The sequence below is a fragment of the Nocardiopsis kunsanensis DSM 44524 genome (assembly GCF_000340965.1).
Taxonomy (GTDB): domain Bacteria; phylum Actinomycetota; class Actinomycetes; order Streptosporangiales; family Streptosporangiaceae; genus Nocardiopsis; species Nocardiopsis kunsanensis.
Genome location: NZ_ANAY01000005.1, coordinates 1 through 24,876 on the forward strand (window position 1 = coordinate 1; position 24,876 = coordinate 24,876).

The following is a 24,876-nucleotide window of genomic DNA, read 5'->3' on the forward strand; positions in this document are numbered from 1 at the left end:
TGCCGCTGCGGGGGCCCTCCTTGGTCACGGAGTCCTGGAGGGTGGGTCCGTCGATGTACTCGGTGGCGATCCAGGGCTCGTCCGCGTCGGGGTCGGCGTCCAGGATCGAGGCGATGCAGAACCCGCTCACCCGCCGGGCCTGGTCCACCTCCGTGGCGAACCGGCGCCGCATCTCGGTGTCACCGGCCCAACTCGCGTGCAGCACCTTCACCGCCGCCAACCGGCCCGCCTCGTCCTCACCCAGGTACACCTCGCCGAAACCGCCGCGCCCCAACGGGCGCAGGATCCGGAAACCGCCCACAGTACGTTCTTCGGGCCCGTGTTCCGGGATCGATCCGGTGTCCTGGTCCAGGGGTTCGTCCACGCCCGTCCCGTTCCTTGGTCGTCATGCGTGCGGTCGCCCGGTCCGCGCCCTGGAACCGTGGTCGACACAGCAGGGTCTTCGGTCCGGGACGGCGCGTCCGGCGCTCCGCGCAGCCGACGCGGGGCGCGCGAGGACGGCGTCCCCGGTTGGGGGCCCTCCCAGATTAGCCACAGAAGGCGGGTGCCGGGTACTCCAGTACCGGCTCCCGGCCCCTCCGGACCGGTCACGAGGCAGGATCCCGCCCCGCGAGTTCGTCGCCGTGAGCCCCGCGCCCGGGCGCGGTCCGCGCGTGCCCGGCAGAACGAAGGGGCCGCCACCGTCGGTCGGACGGTGGCGGCCCCCGTGAACCGCGCGGCGCACCTGTTGGGTGCGGAGCGGAGCTCGAACCGCTACTTGGCGATCAGCTGGCGCAGGACGAACTGCAGGATGCCGCCGTTGCGGTAGTAGTCGGCCTCACCCGGGGTGTCGATACGCACGTCGGCGTCGAACTCGACCCCCGTCTCGGTGGTGACCTTGACCGTGCTCGGGATACGGCCCTCGTTGAACTCGGTCACACCGGTGATGGAGAAGGTCTCCTCACCGGTCAGCCCCAGGGAGTCCGCCGACTCGCCTTCGGGGAACTGCAGCGGCAGGACACCCATCCCGATCAGGTTGGAGCGGTGGATGCGCTCGTAGGACTGGGTGATGACCGCGCGCACGCCCAGCAGGCTGGTGCCCTTGGCCGCCCAGTCGCGCGAGGAGCCGGAGCCGTACTCCTTACCGCCCAGGACCACCAGCGGGGTGCCCTGCTCGGCGTAGTTCTGCGCGGCGTCGTAGATGAAGGACACCGGCCCCCCGGGCTGGGAGAAGTCGCGGGTGTAGCCGCCCTCGGTCCCCGGCGCGAGCTGGTTGCGCAGGCGGATGTTGGCGAACGTACCGCGGATCATCACCTCGTGGTTGCCGCGACGGGAACCGTAGGAGTTGAAGTCGCGGCGCTCGACACCGTTGGCCTTGAGGTAGTCGGCCGCCGGGGTCCCCGGCTTGATGGCCGCGGCGGGCGAGATGTGGTCGGTGGTGACCGAGTCGCCCAGCTTGGCCAGTACGCGGGCACCGTTGATGTCGGTGACCGGCTCCGGGGTCCGGCCCATGCCCTCGAAGTACGGGGGCTTGCGGACGTAGGTGGAGTCCGCCTCCCACTCGTAGGTGTTACCGGTCGGCGTGGGCAGCTCGTGCCAGCGCTCGTCACCGGCGAACACGTCGGAGTAGGCCGCCTCGTACATGTCGGAGGCGATGGAGTTGTCCATGACCTCCTGGATCTCCTCGGAGGTCGGCCAGATGTCGGCCAGGTAGACGTTCTCGCCGTCCTTGCCGACGCCCAGCGGCTCGGTGGTGATGTCCACGTCCATGGACCCGGCCAGGGCGTAGGCGACCACCAGCGGCGGCGAGGCCAGGTAGTTCATCTTGACGTCCGGGTTGATCCGGCCCTCGAAGTTGCGGTTGCCGGAGAGCACCGAGGTGACGGCCAGGTCGTTGTCCTGCACGGCCTTGGAGATCTCCGTCGGCAGCGGACCGGAGTTGCCGATGCAGGTGGTGCACCCGTAGCCGACCAGGTTGAAGCCCAGCTTGTCCAGGTACGGGGTCAGGCCGGAGCGCTCGTAGTAGTCGGTGACGACCTTGGAGCCCGGGGCCATGGAGGTCTTGACCCACGGCTTGCTGGACAGGCCCTTCTCGACCGCCTTCTTGGCCAGCAGGGCGGCTCCCAGCATGACCGAGGGGTTCGAGGTGTTGGTGCACGAGGTGATCGCGGCGATGGTGACGGCGCCGTGGTCGATCGCGGTCTCGGTGCCGTCGGCCATGGTGACCTCGACCGGACGGTGCGGACGCTCACCGTTCACGTGCTGGGCCGGAGCGTCGGAGGCCGGGAAGGTCTCCTCGTTGGCCTCGTCGATCTCGTCCTCGACGTAGTTGCGGACGTCGTGGCGCCAGGCGCTCTTGGCCTCGGAGAGCGCGATGCGGTCCTGCGGGCGCTTGGGGCCGGCGATGGAGGGCACGACCTCGGCCAGGTCGAGCTCCAGGTACTCGGAGTACTCGGCCTCCTTCGAGGGGTCGTGCCAGAAACCGTTGGCCTTGGCGTAGGACTCGACCAGCTGGACGTGCTCGTCGGAGCGGCCGGTCAGCTTCATGTACCGGATGCTCTCCTCGTCGACGGGGAACATCGCAGCGGTGGAGCCGAACTCGGGGCTCATGTTGCCGATGGTGGCGCGGTTGGCCAGCGGCACGGAGGAGACGCCCTCGCCGTAGAACTCGACGAACTTGCCGACGACGCCGTGCTCACGGAGCTTCTCGGTGATGGTGAGCACCAGGTCGGTTGCGGTGGTGCCCGGCTGGAGCTGGCCGGTGAGCTTGAAGCCGACCACGCGCGGGATGAGCATGGAGATCGGCTGGCCGAGCATGGCGGCCTCGGCCTCGATGCCGCCGACGCCCCAGCCCAGGATGCCCAGGCCGTTCTGCATCGTGGTGTGGGAGTCGGTGCCCACACAGGTGTCGGGGTAGGCCTGGCCGTTGCGGCTCATGGTCACGCGCGCCAGGTGCTCGATGTTGGCCTGGTGCACGATGCCGGTGCCGGGCGGAACGACCTTGAACTCGTCGAAAGCGGTCTGGCCCCACCGGAGGAACTTGTAGCGCTCGTAGTTGCGCTCGTACTCGATCTCGACGTTGCGCTCGAAGGCGTCGGGGCTCCCGAAGAGGTCGACCACGACCGAGTGGTCGATGACCAACTCGGCGGGGGCGAGCGGGTTGATCTTGTCCGCGTCGCCACCCATCTCGCGCACGGCCTCGCGCATGGTCGCCAGGTCGACGACACAGGGAACGCCGGTGAAGTCCTGCATGATCACCCGCGAGGGGGTGAACTGGATCTCCTGGCTCGGCTGGGCGTTCGGGTCCCAGTTGCCGAGTGCACGGATGTGGTCGGCGGTGACGTTCTGCCCGTCCTCCTTGCGGAGGAGGTTCTCGAGCAGAACCTTCAAGCTGTAAGGAAGCCGGTCGGACCCCTCGACGGCGTCCAACCGGAAGATCTCGTACGACTCGTCGCCAACGCGCAACGTGTCACGTGCGCCGAAGCTGTTCGTGGACACGGTGTCTGCCTCCTGATCTCGCCACTTTGTCCCCAGCATCCTGCCTCATGGGGCGGACGCGGGACCTACTGAGGCCGCCCTTGTCCGATGCCGGGGACCGGGGCCTCCGAACCCGGGGCCCCTCGCATCACCAGCATCCACCAGTTCCGCCCTGACCTGCAACGACACCACTCGCCACAGGGCAGGCGGCCCACGGATCGCGGGCGTCCACGATGAAGCGGGGCCGGACGTCGACAAGCGGTGAACTTCACACGCCCGAGCCGGATGCGGGCCGGGGGAACCCCGCTTTTATCTTGACATCAAGTTATCTGACTTGTATCTCGATATCAAGTTATCGGGTGCCCGCCACGGGCGGACACCCGCCCCCCGGAAAGACTCACGCGACCTGCGGTGCCACTTGCTCGGCCACCAACGCGAGGTGGTCCAGGTCGGACATGTCCAGCACCTGGAGATAGAGGCGTTCGGCCCCCGCCTCGGCGAACCGGCCGATCTTGTCCACCAGCTCGTCCGGGCTGCCCGCCAGGCCGTTGGCCCGCAGTTCCGCGGGCTCGCGGCCGATGCGCTCGGCCCGCCGGGCGATCTCGGCCTCGTCCCGGCCCACGCAGAGCACCTGCGCCGCCGAGTAGGTCATGGGCCCGGTACGGGAGGAAGCCGCCACGGCGTCGCGTGTACGGCCGAAGGCGGCCGCGGTCTCCTCCAGCGAGGAGAAGGGCACGTTGTACTCGTCGGCGAACACGGCCGCCAGGCGCGGGGTGCGCTTGGGGCCGGTCCCGCCGATGATGACCGGCGGGCGCGGTCCCTGTTGCGGCTTGGGCAACGCCGGCCCCTCCGAGAGGCGGTAGTACTTGCCCTCGTAGCGGAAGGACTCCCCCACCGGTGTGCTCCACAGGCCGGTGATGATGTCCAGCTGCTCCTCGTACCGGTCGAACCGCTCGCGGCCGGCCTTCGGGAAGGGGATCCCGTAGGCGGCGTGCTCGTCCTCGTACCATCCCGCACCGAAGCCGAACTCGACCCGGCCCCCGCTCATCCGGTCGACCTGGGCCACGGAGACGGCCAACGGGCCGGGATAGCGGAAGGTCGCCGCGGTCATGAGCGTGCCCAGTCGGATCCTGGAGGTCTCGCGGGCCAAGCCGGCCAGAGTGATCCAGGCATCGCTGGGCCCGGGCAGACCACTCACGTGGTCACCCATGTGCAGCAGGTGGTCGGAGCGGAACAGTCCGTCGAAACCGAGGTCCTCAGTGGCCCTGGCGACGGCGAGTTGGTCCTCGTAGGTGGCCCCCTGTTGGGGCTCGAGGAAGATCCTCAGGCGCATGGGCCCATTTTCACCCACCTCGGCCACAGCGCCGAATTCGTCGCACCACTCCAGCTCCGGCAGGCCCCGCGCACGGCCCCGGCCTGCCGGACACCGCTTGCGCGGCGGCCCCTCGCGCAGCGACGACGAGGCCGTCGGCCGGACACCGGTGCCAGCCGACCGCCGCACGGATCCGCGACACCGTCACGGGCACGGCCTCCGGTCGGCCCGGAACCGCGGCCACCGGAGCGGGGAGGCACTGACCAGGGACGGAACGCGGAACGGCGCCCCGGACCCGTGCCGCAGGAACCATTCAGGATGATTCCCGACACACCATCTTGTATTTGGCAAATATTTTAATTGGAAGAAAATATGATGCTTTCGGCCGACCCCATCCGGGGCGGAGCCCTCTTCCGGAGGTGGTGTCCTTGTCCGTGTCCCGTGCGCTCCTCACCGCGCCTGCCGTCCTCCTCGGCAGCGCCGTGGCCCTGGCTCCTGCCCCGGCCACCGCCGACGCCGGAGAGGACTTCCCCGCGAGCGCGGACAGCACTCTGGTGCGCCTCGAGGCCCCCGGGGAGGACCTACGAGGGTTCTGGGGCCACGTGCACGCCGAGTCCGAACTGGGCGAGGACCGGGCCGCCGCGGAGTTCGCCACCGACCCCACCGGCATCACCCCGTACCTGGAGGTGGCCGGTCCGCAGCGTTCGGAGGTCGGGACCAGCGCCGAGGGGACCGGGCACGCCGAGGCACACACGGCGGCCGCGGGCGTGGAGCTGGTCCTGCCCGGCGAGGAAGAACGGCCCCTGGTCTCCGTGGACGGGCTGCGCACATCGGTGGCCTGCGATTTCCACGGAAACCTCTCGTGGGACCATGCGCTGGGCGGCGAAGGCTTCAGTGAGCAGGTCCTGACCGTCATGGGCACCCCGATCGCAGCGGACGAACCAGAGGTCACCGAGGTCGTCGAGGGCCCCGGCGGGAAGGCCGCAGAGATCACCGTGACCACGGACCGGCCCGACAGCGAGAGCGGGCGCAGCGGGAGCGCGGGCACCACCGTGACCGCCGTCCAGGACGGCGAAGAGCTGTTCGAGCTGACCCTGGGCGAGGTCGCCGTCGAGTGCGGCACCCCCGAGGACACCGTCGACGGGGAGAGCGGAACCGACGGTGAGGAGGCCCCTGCCTCGGACGGGACCGACGAGCGCTCCGAGCCCCTGCCGGAGACCGCCGAGGAGGAGCGGACCGCCCCCGAGCCCGGGTCCGGTGCCGCGCCCGGGACGGAGACGCCGACCGAGGAAACACCCGCGGAGGAAGCACCCGCAGAATCCGGCCGGGACGACTCGGACCGGACCGCGGAGGAGGACGCCGCTGCCGGCACCGAGCACGGTGACTCCGGGCAGGGGCTGCCCGTGACCGGCGCGGCCGTGGCCGGTCTCGCCGCTGTGGGAACGCTCGCACTCGCCGGTGGCGGCCTCGCCCTCCACCTGGGCCGCAAGCGCCGCAGCGCCGCCCCCGACGACGACTGAGCCGCCGGAACGCCTGAGCGCGCGGGCCGGGGGCAGGCCCCACGCAGCCGTGCACACGGGCCGGGCGGGGGTTCCGCCGGTGTGCAGGGCGGGCCGGGGCTGCTGGGGCCTCCGGTCCGGCGGAGGCTCAGCCCCTCCGGAGGCTCTCGGCGCCACCGGCACCCCGCGTGTACCGCCCCCCCCGCCCGGAAAGGGCGCCCCGGTACCGCGGGGACGACCCTCGCGGCCCCGGATCCGGTTCCGCCGTACGACCGGGACACCCCGCCCCCGAACGGGTACACACAGTGCATGACGGATGACCCCCTGCTCCCGGAGGACCGTGCCCGCCTCGTCAGGCTTCTCGCCCTCATGGAACCGGAACACGCCCGGGACGTGGCCGCACACCTCGGTATCGACCTCTGCACCGAACCCACGGCAGGCCCCGGCCCCCGGGAACCCACCGCTCGGGGCTCCCAGCACGCGGACCCCGCGGAACCGGACGGGGACCCCGGCTCCGCACGAGAGGACCCTTCCGGCCAAGACCCCTCGTGTCTTCCCCCGCACGGGGCCGAGGTCCTGCACGTTCTCCGGGAGCGGCCGTGACTCGGGCCCCGCGGCTCAGTCCAGCTCGCGGTGGCGCGGGGCGAGCTTGACCGGTTCCAGGACCGCCAGGCACTCCACGTGGTGGGTCATCGGGAACGCATCGAAGGCGCGCAACTCGGTCAGCCGGTACTTGCGGCGCTCGAACTCGGCGAGGTCCCGGGCGAGCGTGGCCGGGTCGCAGGAGACATAGGCGACCGCACGCGGGCGTGTGCCGGCGATCAGGTTCACCGTCTCCTTGCCCGCCCCCGAACGCGGCGGGTCCAGTGCCACCACGTCGGCGCGCACGTCCGCCCACTCGCGCATCTGCGCCGCGGCGTCCCCCTGTTCGATACGCACCTGTTCCAGGTCGCGCAGGTTGTAGCGGGCGTCGCGCACGGCATCGGCCCCGCTCTCCACGCCCATCGCGCGTCCCTCGGGCCCCACCGCCTCGGCGAGGAAACGGGTGAAGAGGCCGGCCCCGCAGAACAGGTCGAGGGCGGTCTCGCCCTCCTTGGGCCGCAGCGCCTCCATGACCGCGTGGGTCAGGACCCGGCCGGCCTCCGGGTGCACCTGCCAGAACCCGCCGGCGCTGACCCGGAACTCACGCTCGTCGACGTTCTCGCGCACACCCTTGCGCCCGCGTACCTGCTGGATCCGGCCGCCCTTGAACCGCCGCAGCACCGCGCTGGAGGCCTTGAGCTCGGGCAGGGTGCCGAGTTTGGCGCCGACGGGGTTGACGACGACGGCCCGGTCGGCGCGGGCGGCGGAGGCCACACCCTCGACGTCGCGGATGCCCTTCCACCGCACCTCGGGGATACCGAGCTCGGTCACGCCGGGGTGGGCGATCAAACAGCGGTCGACGGGTTCGACCTCGTGGGAGCGGTGGCGGCGCAGTCCGGCGTGGCCGTCCTCGTCCACGGTGAACCGCACACGGGTGCGCCAGCCGAGGCCGTCAGGAGTCCCGGGGAGCTCCTCGACCTCGACCTCGCGCTCGATACCGGCGATACGGCGCAGCTGCTCGCCGATCACCTGGCCCTTGATGCGGCGCTGGGCCGGGAGCGAGGCGTGCTGCCAGTCGCAGCCGCCGCACTTACCGGGGCCGGCGTAGGGGCAGGGGGCCTCGACACGGTCGGGGGAGGCTTCGAGGACCTCCACGGCGTCGCCGCGCAGGAACCGGGTGGTCTCCTCGGTCACCCGCACGCGTACACGTTCGCCGGGCAGGGTGTGGCGCACGAAGACGACCTGGTCCTCGTGGCGCCCCACGCACCACCCTCCGTGGGCCACGTCGTCGACGGTGAGCTCGAACTCGGTACCCACACGGGTCATGGCGGTGTCCTTCGATGGTCGGGGCGCGTCACGGTGACCATGCACGCACAGCCACCCACCGTTCCCAATCTACTGTCCTGCGGGCCCGTTCCGGCCGCGCTCGCGTCCTGACAGGAGGTCAGGCACACGTACCCCGGGGATCTGTGCCAGGCTGTGTTCTCGAGGGCATGGATCGTTCGGTGCCCGGTGAGGGTTGTCTCGACGGAAGCGCGGACCAGATGCACATCGTGATCATGGGGTGCGGCCGAGTGGGGTCCACTCTCGCGCACACGCTGGTGGACCTCGGGCACACGGTCGCGGTGATCGACCAGGACCCCGACTCGTTCCGGCGGCTGCGCGGGAACGTCGCCAAACACGCGGTGCGCGGCGTGGGGCACGACCGTGAGGCGTTGCAGACCGCAGGGATCGAACGGGCCTCGGCGTTCGTCGCGGTCAGCAACGGTGACAACTCCAACATCATCGCCGCCCGGGTGGCACGTGAGACCTTCGGGGTCGAGAACGTGGTCGCCCGGATCTACGACCCGCGGCGCGCGGCGGTCTACCAGCGTCTGGGGATCCCCACCGTGGCCACCGTGGGGTGGACGGCCGACGCGATCCTGCGGCGCATGATGCCCGGGGACGAACAGCTGGCCTCCGCGCCGGAGTGGCAGGACGCGTCGGGGACCTTGGCGATGCAGGAGGTACCCCTGCCCGAGGGGTGGACCGGCCGCAGTGTCACCGAGCTGGAACTGGGCCGGGGCCTGCGTGTGGTGTACCTGACACGCAGCGGCCGGATCCTGCTGGCCGGGGTGGACCAGGTGCTGGAGGCCGGCGACGTGCTGCACGTGGTGGCCCACTCCCAGGACCTGGAGGGTCTGCCCGAGCGGTTGGCCGACGATACGGAGCGTGGTTGAGATGCGGATCGCCATCGCGGGTGCGGGGAGCGTGGGCCGCTCCATCGCCACGGAGCTGGCCGGCAGCGGCCACGACGTGCTGCTCATCGACCGGGACACCCGGCGGATCGGGGTCGACGACATACCCCAGGTGGAGTGGCTGCTCGCCGACGCGTGCGAGTTGGCCACGTTGGAGGACGCCCGTCTGGGCGACTTCGACGTGGTCGTCGCCGCCAGCAGCGACGACAAGGTCAACCTCGTGGTCTCGCTGCTCGCCAAGAGCGAGTTCGGGGTGGAACGGGTGATCGCCCGGATCAACGCGCCCGAGAACGAATGGCTCTTCGACGACTCCTGGGGCGTGGACCTGGCGGTCTCTCCCCCGCGGTTGATCGCGGACCTGGTCGAGGGTGTGCCCGAGGAGGACCCGGAGGACGAGGGTGCCCGCCCGCCCCTTCCGGGGGCCGAGATCGCAGAGACGGTCCTGTCCGCGCACAGCACCTTCGTGGGGCGTGCCGAGTCGGAACTGACCGCGGCGCTACCCGAGGGCACCGCGCTCGTGGCGGTGCTGGGCCCGGGCGGGGTGCGCCCGCCCGAGCCGTCCCGGGAGCTGGCCGTGGGCAACACACTCGTGTTCCTCGCCGCCCCGGAAGCCCTGAGCGTCCTGGAGGAGCTGCTCGGCCCCGCGGACGAGACCTGAGGTTCCGCCCCGAGCACGGCCCGTAGGGGTTCCGTGCTTCGGGGACGCCTGTCACCGGCGCACGGTTCAGGGTGCCTCGGGTCCGCCCTTCTCCTGGGGGTTCTCCTGGCCCCCGGGACCGTCGGCGTCCTCGGAGGAACGTCCCAGGGGGGTCCGGCCGCGGGCGAGGACCCACACCATCCCCGTGAAGGCGGCGACCTGCAGGGGCCAGCCCATGGCGACCTTGGAGAAGCCCAGCAACGCGAACGTGTCGGCCCACTCGTAGTGTTCGGCCAGCCACAACGGATACTGGACGAGCACACGGATCACGCACGGCAGGATCAGGAGCCAGGTCAGACGCGAGGCGAGCGTGACCACGGCGGGATTCGTGCGCCAGGAGGTGAAGTCCTCCTTGTTCCCGATGAAGGGGCCGATCATCAGTCCGATGGCGGGCCAGCGGATCAGGATCGTGCCGGTGAGCACCACCGCGTACACGGCGTTGTAGATGATGCCGGGCAGGAAGGCGTCGGCGGCGTTACCGCTGCGCATCGCGAACAGCGCGGCGATCCCGATCCCGAACAGGCTCGTGATGACGTACTGGGGCGAGGAACGCTGCACCAGGCGGATCAGGCCGAGGAGCAGAGCCACGACCACGGCCGCGGTGATCGACCGGCCGAGTTCGGTGGTCACGACGTAGCCGATGGTGAAGGTCAGCGTGGGTACGGCGGCCTCGACCATGCCGCGTTTGCCGCCCAGGGCCTTCGACAGCTGGGAGCGGACCAGGGCCTCGACGGTGTCCTCGGTGACCCGGGGTGTGCCGTCGGTACTGTGCCGGTCTTCCGACAAGACGGACTCCTCGGTGGCCCGATACTGCTCGGTCATCTGGGTGTTGGGCGCACAGGCCCCGCCCTCGAGCGGGGAGGAACGCCCTCTCCTTCCTGGCGCAGGTTCACGGAAGACCTCGACGGTAGTCTCCGGTCTCACACGTCTTCGACGCGGAGTCACCCGCCATCCTGAACCAGCCTAGGCCACGTGTCACCCTTTACACAGGCCGTTGGGACAGGCGGTCACGGACCCCGGGGCGGGTTCGTCCGTGTTGGTCCTCGGATGTCGCGTGCGGCTTCTCCGGGCCTTCCGTACGCTGGCAGCTGCACCCGCCGTCGCGAGGAAGGCCCGCATGAGGCTGAGCACCGCACCCCGGACCGATCACCTGGCCTTCGCCGCCGCCCTCGATCAGGCCCTCACCCGGCCGGAGAGCTCACACGTGTGGTCGCCCTACTCCGTGGCCACGGTCCTGTCCCTGTTGGCCTCGGGCGCCCGCGAGCGCACCAGGGAAGAGCTGGTGTCCCTGGTGGGGAAGGATCTGCGCGGACACCTGGAGTCCCTGGACGAGGCCGCCGCACCCGAGGAGGGCCTGGACCTGTCCGCCCTCAACGGCCTCTACCCGCGCGCCGACCTCCCGCTGCGCCCGGATTTCCGGGGCCTGGTGCACGAACGGGTCGCCGCGGAGGTCGAGGCCGCCGACTTCCCCGGGGACGCCGAAGGGGTACGCACCCGCATCAACGCCCGGATCTCACGGCTCACCCATGGGCTGATCGACGAACTCCTGCCGCCGGGGACGATCCACGCCGATGTGCGCTTCCTCCTGGTCAACGCGTTGTGGGTGGCCATGGCCTGGACCACCCCCTTCGAGATGGACCGCACCACGCAACGTCCCTTCCACACGCCCGGCGGACGGCGGGAGGTGGCGACCATGCACCGCAGCGAACGCCTGTCCCACGCCCGAGCACGCGGATGGTCGATGGTGAGCCTGGAGGGCGGACACGGGCTCAGCCTGGACCTGTTCCTGCCCGACGACCGGTCCCCCACCCCGCCCCCGCTACGGGCCGCGGACCTCGGAGCGCTCTACGGGGGCCGCGCACAACAGCAGGTGGAGCTGGCCCTGCCCCGGTTCATGGTGCAGACCGACACCTCTCTCCTGGAGCCCCTGGCCGAGCTCGGCGTGCACGAGGCCGTCTCGGACCGGGCCCGCTTCGACGGCATCAGCGAGGCCCCGCTCAAGGTCGACGCGATGCTGCACCAGTCGGTGTTGCGTGTGGACGAGAAGGGCGCCGAAGGGGCCGCGGCGACCGCAGCGATGCTGGTGATGTCGGGGATGGTGCCGACGCCTCCGGTGGCCTTCACCGTCGACCGCCCGTTCGTGTTCGCGCTCCGCCGCCGCGGGGCGCTGCTGTTCCTGGGGCGGGTGAGCGATCCGGTCGACCCGGGTCCGGCTCGCTGAGGACCGGCACGCGCACCGGAGGGCTCCCCGCCCCGGCGGTTCAGGTGTCGAAGACCTCGAAGACGGTCGCCAGGGGAACCCCGGCCAGGCGTCCGGCCTCCGCGGCCGCCTCAGGCAGGAACGAGCGGTGGTCCCAGCCTTCCAGGGCGGCCATGTAGGCCTCGTGGGAGTCGAGGGAGGCCACCCCGGCGGCCAGGTCCTCCTCCGACAGTTCGACGTAGTGGGTGGGTCCGGGCGCCGCGCCGAAGGCGGCGAACCGGACCCCTTGCCACGGTTGCGCACCGTCGGCGAGCTGGTCCCGGAAGACCCACCGGTTGGCCGCATCGCGTACCGCGTCCAGCAGTGCGGGGCCCAGGACCCGGTGGTCGGCGTGGTTGAAGAACGGTGCGCCTGCGAAGTGTTCGCGGAAGTTGATGGAGACCACCACGTCGGGGCGGTGCCGCCTGATCGCCTCGGCCAGGGCGCGGCGCAGCGGCAACCCGTACTCCAGGGTGCCGTCGGGGAAGTCGAGGAACTCCACGGCCGAGGCGCCGACCACGGCCGCCGAGGCCCGCTGCTCGGCCATACGCACCGGTGCGCACTCCTGGGGTGCGAGGGTGTCGATGCCGGCCTCGCCCTTGGTCACGAGGAGTTCGACGACGTCCTTGCCCTGCCGGGTCCACCGGGCCAGGGCGGAGGAGGTGCCGAACTCCAGGTCGTCGGGGTGGGCCACCACTGCCAGGGCCTTCTGCCAGTCCTCCGGCAGGGGCCGGGGGGCGCTGTCGTCCGTGCTCTGAGTCATGGCCCGAGCCTACGGAAACCGGCGCTCCCCCGACAGGACCCCGTCAGCTCCGGGAGGGCGGTTCCCCGGCCGTGCCGGAACTGGGCGAACCGTTCGGGGAGCGGCCCGCATTGCCCTTCTGGGCGGTCTGCTGCGCCGAACGCTGCGCGGCGGCCTCGGCCATCTTGTCCTGGATCTCCTTGGGCACGGTGATCGGCAGCATCTCGTTGGGCGGCGCGGGCTGGTCCCCGCGCACCACGACGATGCCGGCGAACATCCGCTCGGCCTCGGCCATCATCTCGGGTTTGGAGGCGCCCTCGCCCCGGATGACACCGCGCAGTACCCAGCGGGGTCCGTCCACACCGATGAAGCGCACACGCTGACCGAGCTGCTTGCCCTCCTCGTTGGTGCGTCCCTTGACCGGTACCAGGGCCCTCAGCTCGGCCCCGAAGGGACCCTCGTGGTCCTCGACCCGGCCGCCCTGCTGCGTGACCTGCCCGCGCAGTTCCTCACGCATCTCGTCCCACAGACCGGAGGACTTGGGTGCGGCGAAGGGCTGGACCTGCAGTGAGGTCCGGCCCCGCACCAGCGTGATACCGATGATGCGCTGTTTGCCCTGCTTGTCCTTGGCCACGTTGACCTGGATGTCGGATCCCTGGTCCATGGGCACCCTCATGCTGCCCAGGTCCATGCGCTGGGACTCGGGGGCGTCCTCGCTCTCGTCCCAGGGGCCGGTCGCACGGTGGCGGTCCTCCCCCTTGACCGGCTCGGACCGGGCCCTCTCGGGTGTGATCTCGTTCTCGAAGGAGACGGCCCCGGCCGCCCCTTCCTGCTTCGACGGCGACGGCTCGGGGGCCGGTGCGGCCTCTCTGCCGGTACCCTGGTCCTTCTTCTTACGGCGTCCGAACACGCCTTCACCTCTCCAGCTCTCAGGTCGGGCCCGGCTGGTCACCGGGGCCGGTCCCCGTCCGGCGGACCGGGCATCCACCGTTCAGGGCCCGGGGGCTCGTGTCATCCCTGTGCGGTGTGGCCCCCGGTCGATCCGAAACCTCCCGCTCCCCGCTCGGTGTCGGGCAGGGCGTCGGCCTCCACGAACTCGGCCCGTTCCACGCGCTGGATCACCAGCTGGGCGATCCGGTCCCCGCGCTCGAACTTGACGGGGGTGTGCGCGTCGGTGTTGAGCAGAGTCACTCGGATCTGGCCCCGGTACCCGGCGTCGACGGTTCCTGGCGCGTTGACGATCGTGACACCGTGGCGCGCGGCCAACCCGGAGCGCGGGTGGACGAAGGCCGCGTACCCCTGCGGCAGCGCAATGGCCAGACCGGTGGGCAGGGTGGCCCGCTCCCCCGGTTCGAGGACGGCGTCCACGGTCGTGCGCAGGTCGGCACCTGCGTCACCGTCGTGGGCGTACTCGGGGAGGGGAAGGCCGGGATCGATCCGGTGGACCGTGATCGGGATCGGACCCTCTTCCATCGATGTGCTACTCACATCCGCCGAGCCTATCGGTCCCGGTACAGCCGACCGGTACGAACAGCGGGGCCGGAGCGCTCGTGACCGCCCCGGCCCCTGGTGCCGTTACTGCTGCTCCCCGGAGTCGGGCAGGCTCACCTCGACGGTGAGTTCCTTTCCCTCGACCGGCTCGAGGTCGACGGCGGCGGCTCGGCCGGCCGCGGCCAGGTCACCGACGGCCGGACGGACCGCCTCGACCCGGTCACCGGCCACATGCACGTTCGCGACCTCGGCGCGCATGGACAGCTTGGCCTCGGACTTGGCGCGGCGCACGTCGTGCAGCACCTCGGCGGTGGCAGCGAGCACGGCGGGGTCGCCGTCGGCGGCCAGGGCGCTGTACTCCTCGGCGTCGGGCCAGGGCTGACCATGCACCGAGCCCTCCCGCCACCAGCTCCAGACCTCCTCGGTCACGAAGGGCAGGAACGGCGAGAAGAGGCGGTGGAGCACGTCCAGGGCGATGAGCAGGGCCGCTCGGGCCGAGGCGCCCTCGGCGGACTCGGTGTCGTAGGCGCGGGCCTTGACCAACTCCAGGTAGTCGTCACAGAAGGCCCAGAAGAAACGCTCGGTACGTTCCAGGGCCCGTGTGTGGTCGAAGGACTGGAACGCGGTGGTGGCCTCGGCCACGACCTCGGCCAGGGCGGCGAGCATCGCGCGGTCCAGGGGCTGGGTGACCTGGGCCGGTTCGGAGGTGGCCTCCCCGCTGCCCGCGACCGACATGACGAACTTGCTGGCGTTGAGGATCTTGATGGACAGGCGGCGCCCGATCTTCATCTGGCCCTCGTCCAGGGCGGTGTCGGTGCCCAGGCGGCCGTTGGCGGCCCAGTAGCGCACCGCGTCGGAGCTGTACTTCTCCAGCATCGCGACGGGCGTGACGACGTTGCCCTTGGACTTGGACATCTTCTTGCGGTCCGGGTCCAGGATCCAGCCGGACAAGCCGGTGGTGGACCAGGGCAGCGAGTCGTGCTCGAAGTGGGCGCGCACGACCGTGGAGAACAGCCACGTACGGATGATGTCCTGGCCCTGGGGGCGGAAGTCCATCGGGAAGACCCTCCCGAAGAGGTCTTCGTCCCGTTCCCAGCCGGAGGCGATCTGCGGCGAGAGCGAAGAGGTCGCCCAGGTGTCCATGACGTCGGGGTCGCCGGTGAACCCGCCGGGCATGCCGCGCTGCTCCTCGGTGTAGCCGGCCGGGGCCTGCGAGCTCGGGTCGATCGGGAGCTGGTCCTCGGTGGGCACGAGCGGCTCGTCGTAGCGCGGGTTGCCGTCGCCGTCGAGCGGATACCAGACGGGGAAGGGCACGCCGAAGAAGCGCTGGCGGCTGATGAGCCAGTCGCCGTTGAGGCCCTCGACCCAGTTCTCGTAGCGCTGGCGCATGTGGTCGGGGTGCCAGACCAACTCGCGGCCGCGCTGGATGAGCTGGGCGCGCAGGTCCTCGTCACGGCCGCCGTTGCGGATGTACCACTGGCGGGTGGTGACGACCTCGAGGGGCTTGTCACCCTTCTCGTAGAACTTCACCGGGTGGGTGATGGGCGTGGGCTCCCCGACGAGGTCGCCGCTCTCGCCGAGCATCTCGACCATGCGCTCGCGTGCGGTGTGCACGGTGGCACCGACGAGCCTGTCGTAGGCCTCGCGGGCGGGGCCGGTCTGCAGGCCCTGGGGTGTGTCGGCCATGATGCGCCCGTCCCAGCCGATGATCGGACGGGTGGTGAGCTGGAGCTCGCGCCACCAGGTGACGTCGGTCGTGTCACCGAAGGTGCAGATCATGGCGATGCCCGACCCCTTCTCGGGGTCGGCGAGGCGGTGGGCCTCGACGGGCACCTCCACACCGAAGACGGGTGTGGTGACGGTGGTGCCGAACAGGTCCTTGTAACGCTCGTCGTCGGGGTGGGCGACCAGGGCCACGCACGCCGGGAGCAGCTCGGGGCGGGTGGTCTCGATGTGCACCGGGCTGCCGTCGGCCTTGTGGAAGGCGACCTTGTGGTAAGCGCTGGGACGCTCGCGGTCCTCGAGCTCGGCCTGGGCGACAGCGGTGCGGAAGGTCACGTCCCACAGTGTGGGCGCCTCGGCCATGTAGGCCTCACCTCGGGCCAGGTTGCGCAGGAAGGCGCGCTGGGCGGCGGCCCGGGAGGTGTCGTCGATGGTGGCGTAGGTGTACCGCCAGTCCACGCTCAGACCGAGGCGGCGCCAGATGGATTCGAAGACCTTCTCGTCCTCGGTGGTGAGGATGTCGCACAGCTCGATGAAGTTGCGCCGCGAGATCGGGATCTGCCGCTTGCGGTCGGGCTTTTCCGGCGGTTGGAAGTCCGGGTCGTAAGGGATCGACGGGTCGCAGCGCACTCCGTAGTAGTTCTGGACGCGGCGCTCGGTCGGCAGCCCGTTGTCGTCCCAGCCCATCGGGTAGAAGACGGCCTTGCCGTTCATGCGCTGGAAACGCGCCACGGTGTCGGTGTGGGTGTAGGAGAACACGTGACCGATGTGCAGCGACCCCGAGACCGTGGGCGGAGGGGTGTCGATGGAGAAGACGTCCTCGCGGCCGGCGGTGCGGTCGAAATGGTAGACGCCGGACTCATCCCATACGTCGACCCACTTCGCCTCGATACCGTCCAGCGAAGGCTTGTCGGGCATGCGGAAGGAATGAGAGCGGTTGGTCATGGCCCAATGTTAGGGCCTGTTCGGCAGGCACTCGACCTGCTGCGCGAGCGGGAGCGTCCGCCGAAAAGGGCTCCGCCTCCCGCATGCGCACCAGAGCGTACCGGCGCGGCCCCCCACTGCGCCGTGACCGTCCCCGTGACAGGATTCGGTACGCAGAAGGTGTGCGGCCCTACCGTGCACCATCGTTCAGGTACGAAGGAAACGGTGGACGATTCTGATGGCTAAGAAGGACGGCGGTGAGCTCGCTCCGGCACTCATCGGTTTCGCGGCGGGTTTCGCGGCGGAGTTCGCCACGCGCAAGGCCCTGACCTTCGCGTGGACCCGTGCGACGGGTGAGGAGCCCCCCACGGACGTGGACTCGCCCGAGACCAGCCTGGGGCGCGCGTTGAGCTGGGCCGTCTTGGCCGGCGTGGGGGTCGAGGTGGCCCGTGTACTGGCCGTCCGTGCCGCCCGCAAGGGGGCCGGGGGTTCGCGCAGGGCGGAACTGGGTTCGTAGTGCCGCTCCCGAGGACGGCAGGCGTGGTGGACGGCTCACCGCACGGGTGACTCGTGCGGTCGGCCGTCCACCACCCTCGCCCGTGGACGTGGGGGCCGCCCCCATGGCTCTGCCGGCAGGGGGCGCCGGGGCGGGCCCGCCTCCATGTGCGCGCCCCACGGGTCGTGACCCCTGAGACGGCCCGTTCACGTCCGTTCAGACGCACTCCTTGCAGACCAACTGGCCCTTGCGCTGCACGGCGAGCTGGCTGCGGTGGTGCACCAGGAAGCAGCTGGAGCAGGTGAACTCGTCGGCCTGGCGGGGAAGCACGCGCACGGCGAGCTCCTCACCGGACAAGTCCGCTCCGGGCAGTTCCATCCCCTCGGCGACCTCATCGGGGTCGGCGTCGATGGTGCCGGTGCTCTTGTCTCCACGGCGAGACTGCAGTTCCTGGAGGCTGTCCTCGTTGATGTCCTCGTCAGTCTTGCGCGGGCTGTCGTAGTCGGTGGCCATCTCTGCTTACTCCATCCCCCTCGTTCAATGCCTCGTCGCGCGGGTGTAACGCTCGAGAGACCTTGGTTTGTGCCCGGTCCGTCCGATGAGTTCTACCGATGTGGGTGGGCCGCGCCCCTCCCGGGTCATCGTCCACAGGTCAGCGGCATGACCACGGGCCCGTGGCCGGAGGCGGCCACGTGAGGTGGTCGTGCCCGCTACCAGTCGATTGAGTACTACCCAACGCCGAGCTCCCCGTAGACGTGGAAAGTCCGTTTCCTCCCACAGTGGAAGAATCGCGGAATTCTGCCTCCGGTGTGGGCAAAAACCAAGACATGCCCACGTCAGGAGGGATTCCCTCCGTGTCCACGCCCGGGGAAGCATACCCACCCATGGTCCACGCTCGTGACACGGGTGTGCGTGTCGTCGGACACGTATAGATACCACGAAGTGCGGACTCATGCAGCCTCGCTCCGCACCTGGTAACGACCGGGTTGCGATGCCGTCCGAAGACGGCCACGGACGTCAACGCCGGTCGGTCGCCTCCGCCGGGGCCGCGGGCAGACACACGGTGACGACCAGACCCCCGCCGGCGCGCGGCCAGGCGGTCACCGAACCCTCGTGGGCACGCACGACCGAACGCACGATGGACATCCCCAGACCGGAGCTGCGCCCGGACCCGACCCGGTTGCCGGTCCCCCGTCGGAAGGGTTCGAAGAGGCCCTCGATCTCGTAGGCGGGGATCACCTTTCCGGAGTTCTCCACCTGTACCGCGGGCATGCCTTCGTAGAGTCCGCTGCGGATGGTGATCTCGCCGTCGTCCACGTTGTACTTGAGGGCGTTCTCCACGAGGTTGGCCACGAGGCGTTCCAGCAGCACGGGATCGCCCACCACGGCAGCGGCCCGCAGGTCGCGGCGGAGGGTCAGGCCCGAGCCCTCGATCTCCCCGGAGAGCTGGCTCAGGACGGTTCCCGCGACCTCCTCCAGGTCCACCCGGGCCCGCACCTCGAGCTCGCGGTCGCTCTTGGCCAGGAACAACAGGCCGTCGATGAGGCGCTCGTGGCGCGCGTTGGTCTCCATCAGGGTCTGGCCGACGCTCTTGAGGTCGGAGGAGACGTCCGGGGCGCTGAGGGCCACCTCCAGGAGGGTGCGGTTGATCGCCAGGGGCGTACGCAACTCGTGTGAGGCGTTGGCCACGAACCGGCGCTGGCCGTCGAAGGCCCGGTCCAGGCGTTCGAGCATGCCGTCGAAGGTGTCGGCGAGCTCACGGATCTCGTCGTCGGGCCCGGAGAGGGCGATGCGTTCGTGCAGGGAGCGTTCGGACAGGCGTCTGGCGATGCGGGTGATCTTCTGCAACGGCGACAGGGCGCGCCCGGCCACGGCGTAACCCAGCCCGACGGCGAGCAGGCCGACCAGGAACAGGGCCAGCAGCGAGAAACGCGTGACGTGGTTGAGGACCTCTTCGATGAGGTCGCTGTGGGCCAGCAGCTCGGCGGCGCTGTCCTCCACCAGCAGGGCGTTGAGCAGCAACGCCACGACGAGGTAGTTGACCAGGACCAGCACCGAGCCCGCAGCGAAGAACAGCATCCCGTAGATGAGGGTGAGTCGGGCGCGCAGGCTGAGGTTGTCGGTGAAACGGTGCACGCGCTCCATGGGCCGGGAAGAGGTGCGCTGCTTGCCCTCCTCCCCCGCCGAGGCCGGCTCGTTGAGCCTGCGCCAGGTACCGGTGTCGCCGGGGCGGGTGGGTTCGACCTGCCCCGGTTCGGCGTCCTCCGGTCTCACAGCTGGTATCCGGCGCCGGGAACGGTACGGATCACGGAGGGTTCACCGAGTTTCTTGCGCAGGGTCATGACGGTGACCCGTACGACGTTGGTGAAGGGGTCGGCGTTCTCGTCCCAGGCCTTCTCCAGCAGCCCCTCCGCGCTGACGACGGTGCCCTGGGCGCGCATGAGCACCTGCAGCACGGCGAACTCCTTCGGGGTGAGGGAGAGCTCGCGGCCGTCGCGGTGGACGGTGTGGTTGGCCGGGTCGAGGGTGATGCCGTGGCGCTCCAGGACCGGGGGCAACGGCGGGGTGGCGCGCCGGGCCAGGGCGTGCACGCGTGCGATGAGCTCTGCGAAGGCGAAGGGTTTGGCGAGGTAGTCGTCGGCGCCCAGGCTGAGGCCCTCGACCTTGTCCTCGACCCCGTCGGAGGCCGTGAGCATGAGGATGCGCCCGGGAAAGCCGTCCCTGACCAGGGTGCGGGCCACTTCGTCGCCGTGGGTCCCGGGGAGGTCGCGGTCGAGCACGACGACGTCGTAGTCGTTGACCCAGAGGTGCTCGAGCGCGGTGTCACCGTCGTAGACGGTGTCCACGGCCATGGACTCGCGGCGGAGACCGACCGCGACCGCGTCGGCCAGCACCTGTTCGTCTTCGACCACGAGTACGCGCACGTTGGACCTTCTACAGTCTCGACAGCGAACAAAAAGGGGCCGCTGCCGGCGCATCCCCCAACACACCGGCAGCGGCGTTCTCGGTCCCGGCCGCGCCCTCCGGGTTTCCTCGGCCGAGATACGAAGACGGTAAACCCGCCCTCCCGGTTCTGACGAACCGCCTCGGCCCGGCCGCCCGGGCGCTGGGCCGGGAGTCTCAACCCCCTTTGGTGCGCGGGGGCCGCCGCCGGCGAATCCCCCAACCGCCGGCGGCGGCTCAACCCCGCACATCTCAAATCTGACACATGAAGAATAAGAAACAAGTAAGCGCAGGACCTACGACGTTCAATGTGGCATGGGACACCGGCATTCCCGGCCTCGCGCGCTTCCCTCGACCGACACCCCCGCAGACCTTAGGGACGCCCGTGACCTGGTAATTCACAGAAACCCCAGTAGTCACACCCGCCACTTCCGGTCATGCATGTTTTTCTCCCGGGACCCGATGGTTTGACCCTCGTCACAGTGCGGTACAGATAGTGAGCGCACGCGTGGAAGCCGGTCGACGGCCGGACCGCGACGGGCGTACATGTCACAGGGTCGTGACCACTTCGATCGAAGCACGCACCGAGCGTGTGCCTGACGGATCCGCACCGGGCGTCGCCATGCCCCGGTGCCTACCCCTGGAAGAGGTGCAATGGGCGAGTTCCTCACGGAGATCAAGGTCCGTATCAACGAGACCTACCGGTCGCTCCAGTCGGCTCAGGCCGCCGGGGACGACTTCCTCGCCGACATGCACGCGTCGGAGCTCGAGGATCTGCACGGTCTCGCGGCTCGCAACGGCGTCGACACCCGCGCCTGAACAGGTTTCGGAGACCTCGGAGGACGCTCGGAGCCATGTGACCGGGACTCCTCCATGAAACGTAGGGAGGGGCAGGGGCCGATGGTTGTGGCCCCTGCCCCTCCCGTATGCCCTGAGCGGCCTCCTGGCGGGCGCACAGGCCCGTTCCCGGACCAGGATCGGCAGGTTCCTCCCGCACCCCGCAGGGGACGGCAGCGATCCCGGATCCAGCGACCGGCAGCTCACTCGTCGCGGTCGGCCCCCAGTTCCAGGAGCAGCGGCTCCAGCTCCTCGAACAGTTCCGGCCGTGCGGCCACCACCAGGTCCTCGCTGGGCGGCCCGCCCCGGGCGCCGGCCACACGCAGACCGGCCTCGGCGGCCACCAGACCGGGTGCGGCCCAGTCCCAAGGGTTGAGGCCGCGCTCGTAGTAGGCGTTGCACTGCCCCGAGGCCAGCCCGCACAGGTCCACCGCGGCCGATCCGGTACGGCGGATGTCGCGGATCCCGGGAACGAGCCCGAGCAGTACCCGGGCCTGGTGCCGGCGCCGTTCGGGCACGTAACCGAACCCGGTCGCGACCAGGGCCCGCTCCAACGGGACCGCCTCGGGGGCGACCAGACGTTCACCGTCGAGGAACGCGCCCCGGCCCCGGACCGCCTCGTACGAGCGCCCGCGCCCGGGCTGGGCCACGGCCGCGGCCACGACCTGCCCGTCGACCTCGGCTGCGATGGCCACCCCCCAGTCGGGGCTGCCGTAGAGGTAGTTGACGGTGCCGTCGATCGGATCGACGATCCAGCGGACCGGTGCGGTGCCGGCCTCGTCACCGCCCTCCTCCTCCCCGAGGAAGGCGTCGCCGGGGCGTTCGGCCAGCAGCCGTGAACGGATGAGTTCCTCGGTTGCCCGGTCCATCTCGGTGACGACGTCGGTGGGGCTGGACTTGGTGTCCAGCACGGTGATGCCCTCCTGGCCCTGTGCGGCCAGTTCACCCGCCTCGGTGGCCACCCGCACGGCGAGTGCGCGCAGGTCGTCCGGGTCGGGTGCGGACTGTGTCGTGGTCACGTCTGTTCTCCCCCGCGGTGACGTCGGCTCGGTTCGCGAGCTGTCGGTTGTGAGACGGATGGTGTGGGATGCCTGGCCGAGGCCAGTGGTGTTCCCCCGCACCCCGAGCCTAGCCCGGTCGGAGGGGCCTTCCCGGCCCCACGGCCCGTGCCGTGGGGCCGTGGGAGAACCTGCCCCACGGCCCCGCACCCTTCAGCGGGCGCCGGAGAGGCCCGGAGGGTTCTCCCCGCCCGATCCTGTCAGGGGTGTTTTTCAGGAGGCTTTCGGATCAGCGAGCGGCCGTCGCCCCTGCTGTGCCCTGCTACGCAAGCTCCGCAGCGTCGCACAGCGGGGTCCCGCACGGTTGTGCTTCACGAGCGCAGAGACACAGCGAGAGGCAGCTGGTGGTTTCGCGGAAACACTGCCGCGCCGGCGCGCCCGTCGAGGGCGGTGGCGGGCGACGGCACGGGACCGAAATGATGCAAAAAACACGGCCTAACGGCCTAGAGGTGCTCGGGCCTGGTCCACTCCTTGCCGAACACGTGGTGGTCGAAGAAGGCGAAGATCGTCTCGTACCAGACCCGTGCGTTGCCCGGGCTGAGGATCCAGTGGTTCTCGTCCGGGAAGTACAGGAACTTGGCCTCGACCTCGTGGAGCACGAGATCGCGCCACAAGCGCAGCCCCTCCCCGATCGGCACCCGGTAGTCCTTGTCGCCGTGGATGACGAGCATGGGCGTGCGGATGCGGTCCGCGCTCAGGTGCGGGGAGTTGAGCTCGTAGCGCTCGGGGCGCGTCGAGGGCGTGCCGAACTCGCGCTCCCACACGGGCGGGTGGTCGGTGGTACCGACGAACGCGTCCAGGTGCCACAGGGAAGCATGGGAGACGATCGCGGAGAAGCGGTCGGTGTGCCCGGCGATCCAGTTGGCCATGTAACCGCCGAAGGAACCGCCCATCATCGCGGTGTGGCGGGGGTCGATGTCCTCACGGGCCTCGGCGGCGTCGGTGACGGCCATGACGTCGTCGTGCACACGCGGGCCCCACTGCCCCCAGGCACGGCGCAGCATCTGCTGGCCGTAACCGGTGGACAGGGCCGGGTCGGGAAGCAGGACCGCCCAGCCGCGAGCGGCCATGAGCCAGGGGTTCCAACGCCAGGTCCAGCCGTTGAAGCTCATGTAGGGGCCGCCGTGCACCCACAGCAGGAGCGGGGCGGGCGAGTCGCTGGAGGCCTCCTCGGGCAGCACGAGCCAGGAACGGAGCGTGGTGCCGTCGTCGGCGGTCGTCTCCACCTCGGTGAGGGTGCCCGGCATGCTCAGTTCCGAGCCGGGGGTACGCAGGTGGACGGGTTCGGCGTCCTCGCTCGCGGCGTCCACGCGCACGGGCGCGGGCGGGGCGTCCCAGGCGTCGCGCAGGGCGAAGACGTGGCGCCCGTCAGGGGAGGGGTTCAGCGCGCTGTAGGCCCCGTGGTCCCCGGTCAGCCGGGTGAGGTCACCCGACCCCAGGTCGACGCGGAACAGGGGGCGGCGGCCGTTCTGGTCGGCGACGAAGAAGACCGCGGCGGAGTCGGGTGCCCAGGCCAGGTCGCGCGGCCACAACTCGGACTCGGCGGCCAGGACCCGCTCCCGGCCGGTGCCCAGATCGACCACGCACAGCGAGACCAGGCGCGGTTCGCCGTCCGCGTCGCCGTCGAAGGCGCGCATGCACAGCACCTGCCGCCCGTCCGGGGAGACCACGGGTGAGGCGTAGTCGTGGGTCTCGGAGGAGATCAGGGTGCTGTGCTCACCGGTGGAGGTGTCCACGCGCACCAGCTGGGTGCGGACCGATCCGCCGCCGGTGGGCACACGCCAGGAGGTCACCAGGACCGAACCGTCGGGGGTCAGGTCACCGGAGGCGCCGATGAGGTGTTTGCCGGCGTCGGGGGTCAGGTCGCGGTGTTCGCCGAGCCCGGAGTCCTCGTCCTCGGGCGGGGCCGCGGCGAAGAACCGGGGGTACTGCGGCCCCAGGTCGTGGTCCCAGGAACGGATCGGCAGGGACTCGTGCAGGATCGCCGTCACCCCGGCCTCCCGGCGTTCCTTGCGGACCTCGCGTTCGGCCTCGGCGTCGGCGGAGTCGGGGTGGGCGTTGGCGGTGAAGGCCACCGTCCCCGCGTCCCGGGCAACGGTGAAGGCGGAGATGCCGCCGGGCCGGGTGGCCACGCGGCGGGCCTCGCCTCCGTCGGCGGGCAGCACCCACAGGGCCGGCTCGGGTTTGTCCTCGGGCTCGGCATCGGGGTCGGGACGGCCCGCGCCGAAGAGCACGGACCCGTCGGGGAGGAATCCGGCGCTGCTCTCGCCCTCGGCGGAGCGGGTGAGCCGGCGGGGAGCACGGCCGCCCTCGGACTCGGGGGCGGCGTCGATCTCCCACAGAGCGTTGCGGAAGCTTCTGCCGTCGGGGGCCGAGCTGCTCACGGGTGCGACCAGACGGGTCCCGTCCGGCGAGAGGCGCAGACCGTTGACTCGGCGCAGCTGTACGTATTCCGGCAGTTCGTACCAGGAACGGACCAAGGCGCGTTCTCCTGTGACTCGGTGTGGACGAACACCGCGCAGGGGGTGCGGGCGGTGCGGGGCGGTCGGTGGATGCCTTCGCAACTCCGGCCGAGCGCGCCCCGGCCCCAGCCTCCCACAGGTGCGTACGGGGCCGGTGAGGGCAGGAAGGGCTGTGCCGG

21 protein-coding genes are annotated in these 24,876 nt (G+C 70.6%); 7 read left to right on the top strand and 14 right to left on the bottom strand.

Annotated features, from left to right (window positions below):
* From D456_RS23625 to D456_RS0104250, 3 genes are all read right to left on the bottom strand, one after another.
* Positions 1-364, bottom strand: a 364-nt coding sequence (locus tag D456_RS23625) for a protein kinase domain-containing protein (RefSeq protein WP_040698675.1), incomplete at its 3' end; no start/stop codon positions are given.
* 389 nt (positions 365-753) lie between these two features.
* Positions 754-3,516 (bottom strand): aconitate hydratase AcnA, encoded by a 2,763-nt coding sequence (gene acnA / locus D456_RS0104245; protein WP_193373804.1) that lies wholly within the window; start codon positions 3,514-3,516, stop codon positions 754-756.
* A gap of 337 nt (positions 3,517-3,853) precedes the next feature.
* Positions 3,854-4,789: an LLM class F420-dependent oxidoreductase gene (locus tag D456_RS0104250; protein WP_017574913.1), complete on the bottom strand. Its 936-nt coding sequence runs from the start codon at positions 4,787-4,789 to the stop codon at positions 3,854-3,856.
* A gap of 413 nt (positions 4,790-5,202) precedes the next feature.
* Here D456_RS0104250 and D456_RS0104255 point away from each other — a divergent pair, with 413 nt between their 5' ends.
* Together D456_RS0104255 and D456_RS0104260 are read left to right on the top strand one after the other, a co-directional pair.
* The gene (locus D456_RS0104255) at positions 5,203-6,288 is read left to right on the top strand and encodes a hypothetical protein (protein WP_230480088.1); all 1,086 of its coding nucleotides are present in this window, start codon (positions 5,203-5,205) and stop codon (positions 6,286-6,288) included.
* Positions 6,289-6,576: 288 nt separating this feature from the next.
* On the top strand, positions 6,577-6,870 hold the full coding sequence (locus D456_RS0104260; RefSeq protein ID WP_017574915.1) for a hypothetical protein: 294 nt from the start codon (positions 6,577-6,579) through the stop codon (positions 6,868-6,870).
* A gap of 15 nt (positions 6,871-6,885) precedes the next feature.
* Here D456_RS0104260 and D456_RS0104265 read toward each other — a convergent pair whose 3' ends face one another.
* Positions 6,886-8,175, bottom strand: coding sequence for a class I SAM-dependent RNA methyltransferase (locus D456_RS0104265; RefSeq protein ID WP_017574916.1), 1,290 nt, complete (start codon positions 8,173-8,175; stop codon positions 6,886-6,888).
* A 218-nt stretch (positions 8,176-8,393) separates the two neighbouring features.
* On the opposite strand from D456_RS0104265, the gene D456_RS0104270 reads away from it, so the two are divergent.
* Together D456_RS0104270 and D456_RS0104275 are read left to right on the top strand one after the other, a co-directional pair.
* Positions 8,394-9,068: a potassium channel family protein gene (locus tag D456_RS0104270; RefSeq protein WP_026115557.1), complete on the top strand. Its 675-nt coding sequence runs from the start codon at positions 8,394-8,396 to the stop codon at positions 9,066-9,068.
* Complete coding sequence (locus tag D456_RS0104275; RefSeq protein WP_026115558.1) at positions 9,061-9,744, top strand: potassium channel family protein; 684 nt, start codon at positions 9,061-9,063, stop codon at positions 9,742-9,744. The genes D456_RS0104270 and D456_RS0104275 overlap by 8 nt, the downstream gene beginning before the upstream one ends.
* 66 nt (positions 9,745-9,810) lie before the next feature.
* On the opposite strand, the gene D456_RS0104280 is transcribed toward D456_RS0104275, so the two are convergent.
* Positions 9,811-10,605, bottom strand: a complete 795-nt coding sequence (locus tag D456_RS0104280; protein ID WP_017574919.1) for a DUF3159 domain-containing protein — start codon at positions 10,603-10,605, stop codon at positions 9,811-9,813.
* Between the two features lie 295 nt (positions 10,606-10,900).
* On the opposite strand from D456_RS0104280, the gene D456_RS0104285 reads away from it, so the two are divergent.
* Positions 10,901-12,004, top strand: coding sequence for a serpin family protein (locus D456_RS0104285; protein ID WP_017574920.1), 1,104 nt, complete (start codon positions 10,901-10,903; stop codon positions 12,002-12,004).
* A 40-nt stretch (positions 12,005-12,044) separates the two neighbouring features.
* Here the strand turns inward: D456_RS0104285 and D456_RS0104290 are convergent, their stop codons facing one another.
* The 4 genes from D456_RS0104290 to valS all read right to left on the bottom strand — a co-directional run bounded on the left by D456_RS0104290 (position 12,045) and on the right by valS (position 16,922).
* Positions 12,045-12,785: a PIG-L deacetylase family protein gene (locus D456_RS0104290; RefSeq protein ID WP_017574921.1), complete on the bottom strand. Its 741-nt coding sequence runs from the start codon at positions 12,783-12,785 to the stop codon at positions 12,045-12,047.
* A 43-nt stretch (positions 12,786-12,828) separates the two neighbouring features.
* Complete coding sequence (locus D456_RS0104295; RefSeq protein WP_017574922.1) at positions 12,829-13,674, bottom strand: DUF3710 domain-containing protein; 846 nt, start codon at positions 13,672-13,674, stop codon at positions 12,829-12,831.
* A 101-nt stretch (positions 13,675-13,775) separates the two neighbouring features.
* Positions 13,776-14,237, bottom strand: a complete 462-nt coding sequence (dut, locus tag D456_RS0104300; RefSeq protein ID WP_017574923.1) for a dUTP diphosphatase — start codon at positions 14,235-14,237, stop codon at positions 13,776-13,778.
* A gap of 102 nt (positions 14,238-14,339) precedes the next feature.
* Positions 14,340-16,922, bottom strand: a complete 2,583-nt coding sequence (gene valS, locus D456_RS0104305; protein WP_017574924.1) for a valine--tRNA ligase — start codon at positions 16,920-16,922, stop codon at positions 14,340-14,342.
* Positions 16,923-17,139: 217 nt separating this feature from the next.
* Between valS and D456_RS0104310 the strand changes: the two genes are divergently transcribed.
* On the top strand, positions 17,140-17,418 hold the full coding sequence (locus D456_RS0104310) for a DUF4235 domain-containing protein (RefSeq protein ID WP_017574925.1): 279 nt from the start codon (positions 17,140-17,142) through the stop codon (positions 17,416-17,418).
* 195 nt (positions 17,419-17,613) lie between these two features.
* On the opposite strand, the gene D456_RS0104315 is transcribed toward D456_RS0104310, so the two are convergent.
* The 3 genes from D456_RS0104315 to D456_RS0104325 form a co-directional block, all read right to left on the bottom strand.
* The gene (locus D456_RS0104315; protein WP_017574926.1) at positions 17,614-17,910 is read right to left on the bottom strand and encodes a DUF4193 domain-containing protein; all 297 of its coding nucleotides are present in this window, start codon (positions 17,908-17,910) and stop codon (positions 17,614-17,616) included.
* 504 nt (positions 17,911-18,414) lie between these two features.
* A complete protein-coding gene (locus D456_RS0104320) occupies positions 18,415-19,671 on the bottom strand; it encodes a sensor histidine kinase (RefSeq protein ID WP_017574927.1) in 1,257 nt (418 codons plus the stop codon).
* Positions 19,668-20,321, bottom strand: a complete 654-nt coding sequence (locus D456_RS0104325) for a response regulator transcription factor (protein WP_017574928.1) — start codon at positions 20,319-20,321, stop codon at positions 19,668-19,670. Before D456_RS0104325 ends, D456_RS0104320 begins: the two co-directional genes overlap by 4 nt.
* 673 nt (positions 20,322-20,994) lie before the next feature.
* Between D456_RS0104325 and D456_RS27035 the strand changes: the two genes are divergently transcribed.
* On the top strand, positions 20,995-21,159 hold the full coding sequence (locus tag D456_RS27035; RefSeq protein ID WP_017574929.1) for a hypothetical protein: 165 nt from the start codon (positions 20,995-20,997) through the stop codon (positions 21,157-21,159).
* A 221-nt stretch (positions 21,160-21,380) separates the two neighbouring features.
* Here D456_RS27035 and D456_RS0104335 read toward each other — a convergent pair whose 3' ends face one another.
* Both D456_RS0104335 and D456_RS0104340 read right to left on the bottom strand, forming a co-directional pair.
* On the bottom strand, positions 21,381-22,196 hold the full coding sequence (locus tag D456_RS0104335; RefSeq protein ID WP_017574930.1) for an inositol monophosphatase family protein: 816 nt from the start codon (positions 22,194-22,196) through the stop codon (positions 21,381-21,383).
* A 482-nt stretch (positions 22,197-22,678) separates the two neighbouring features.
* Positions 22,679-24,715, bottom strand: coding sequence for a S9 family peptidase (locus D456_RS0104340; RefSeq protein ID WP_017574931.1), 2,037 nt, complete (start codon positions 24,713-24,715; stop codon positions 22,679-22,681).
* Positions 24,716-24,876: the final 161 nt, after the last annotated feature.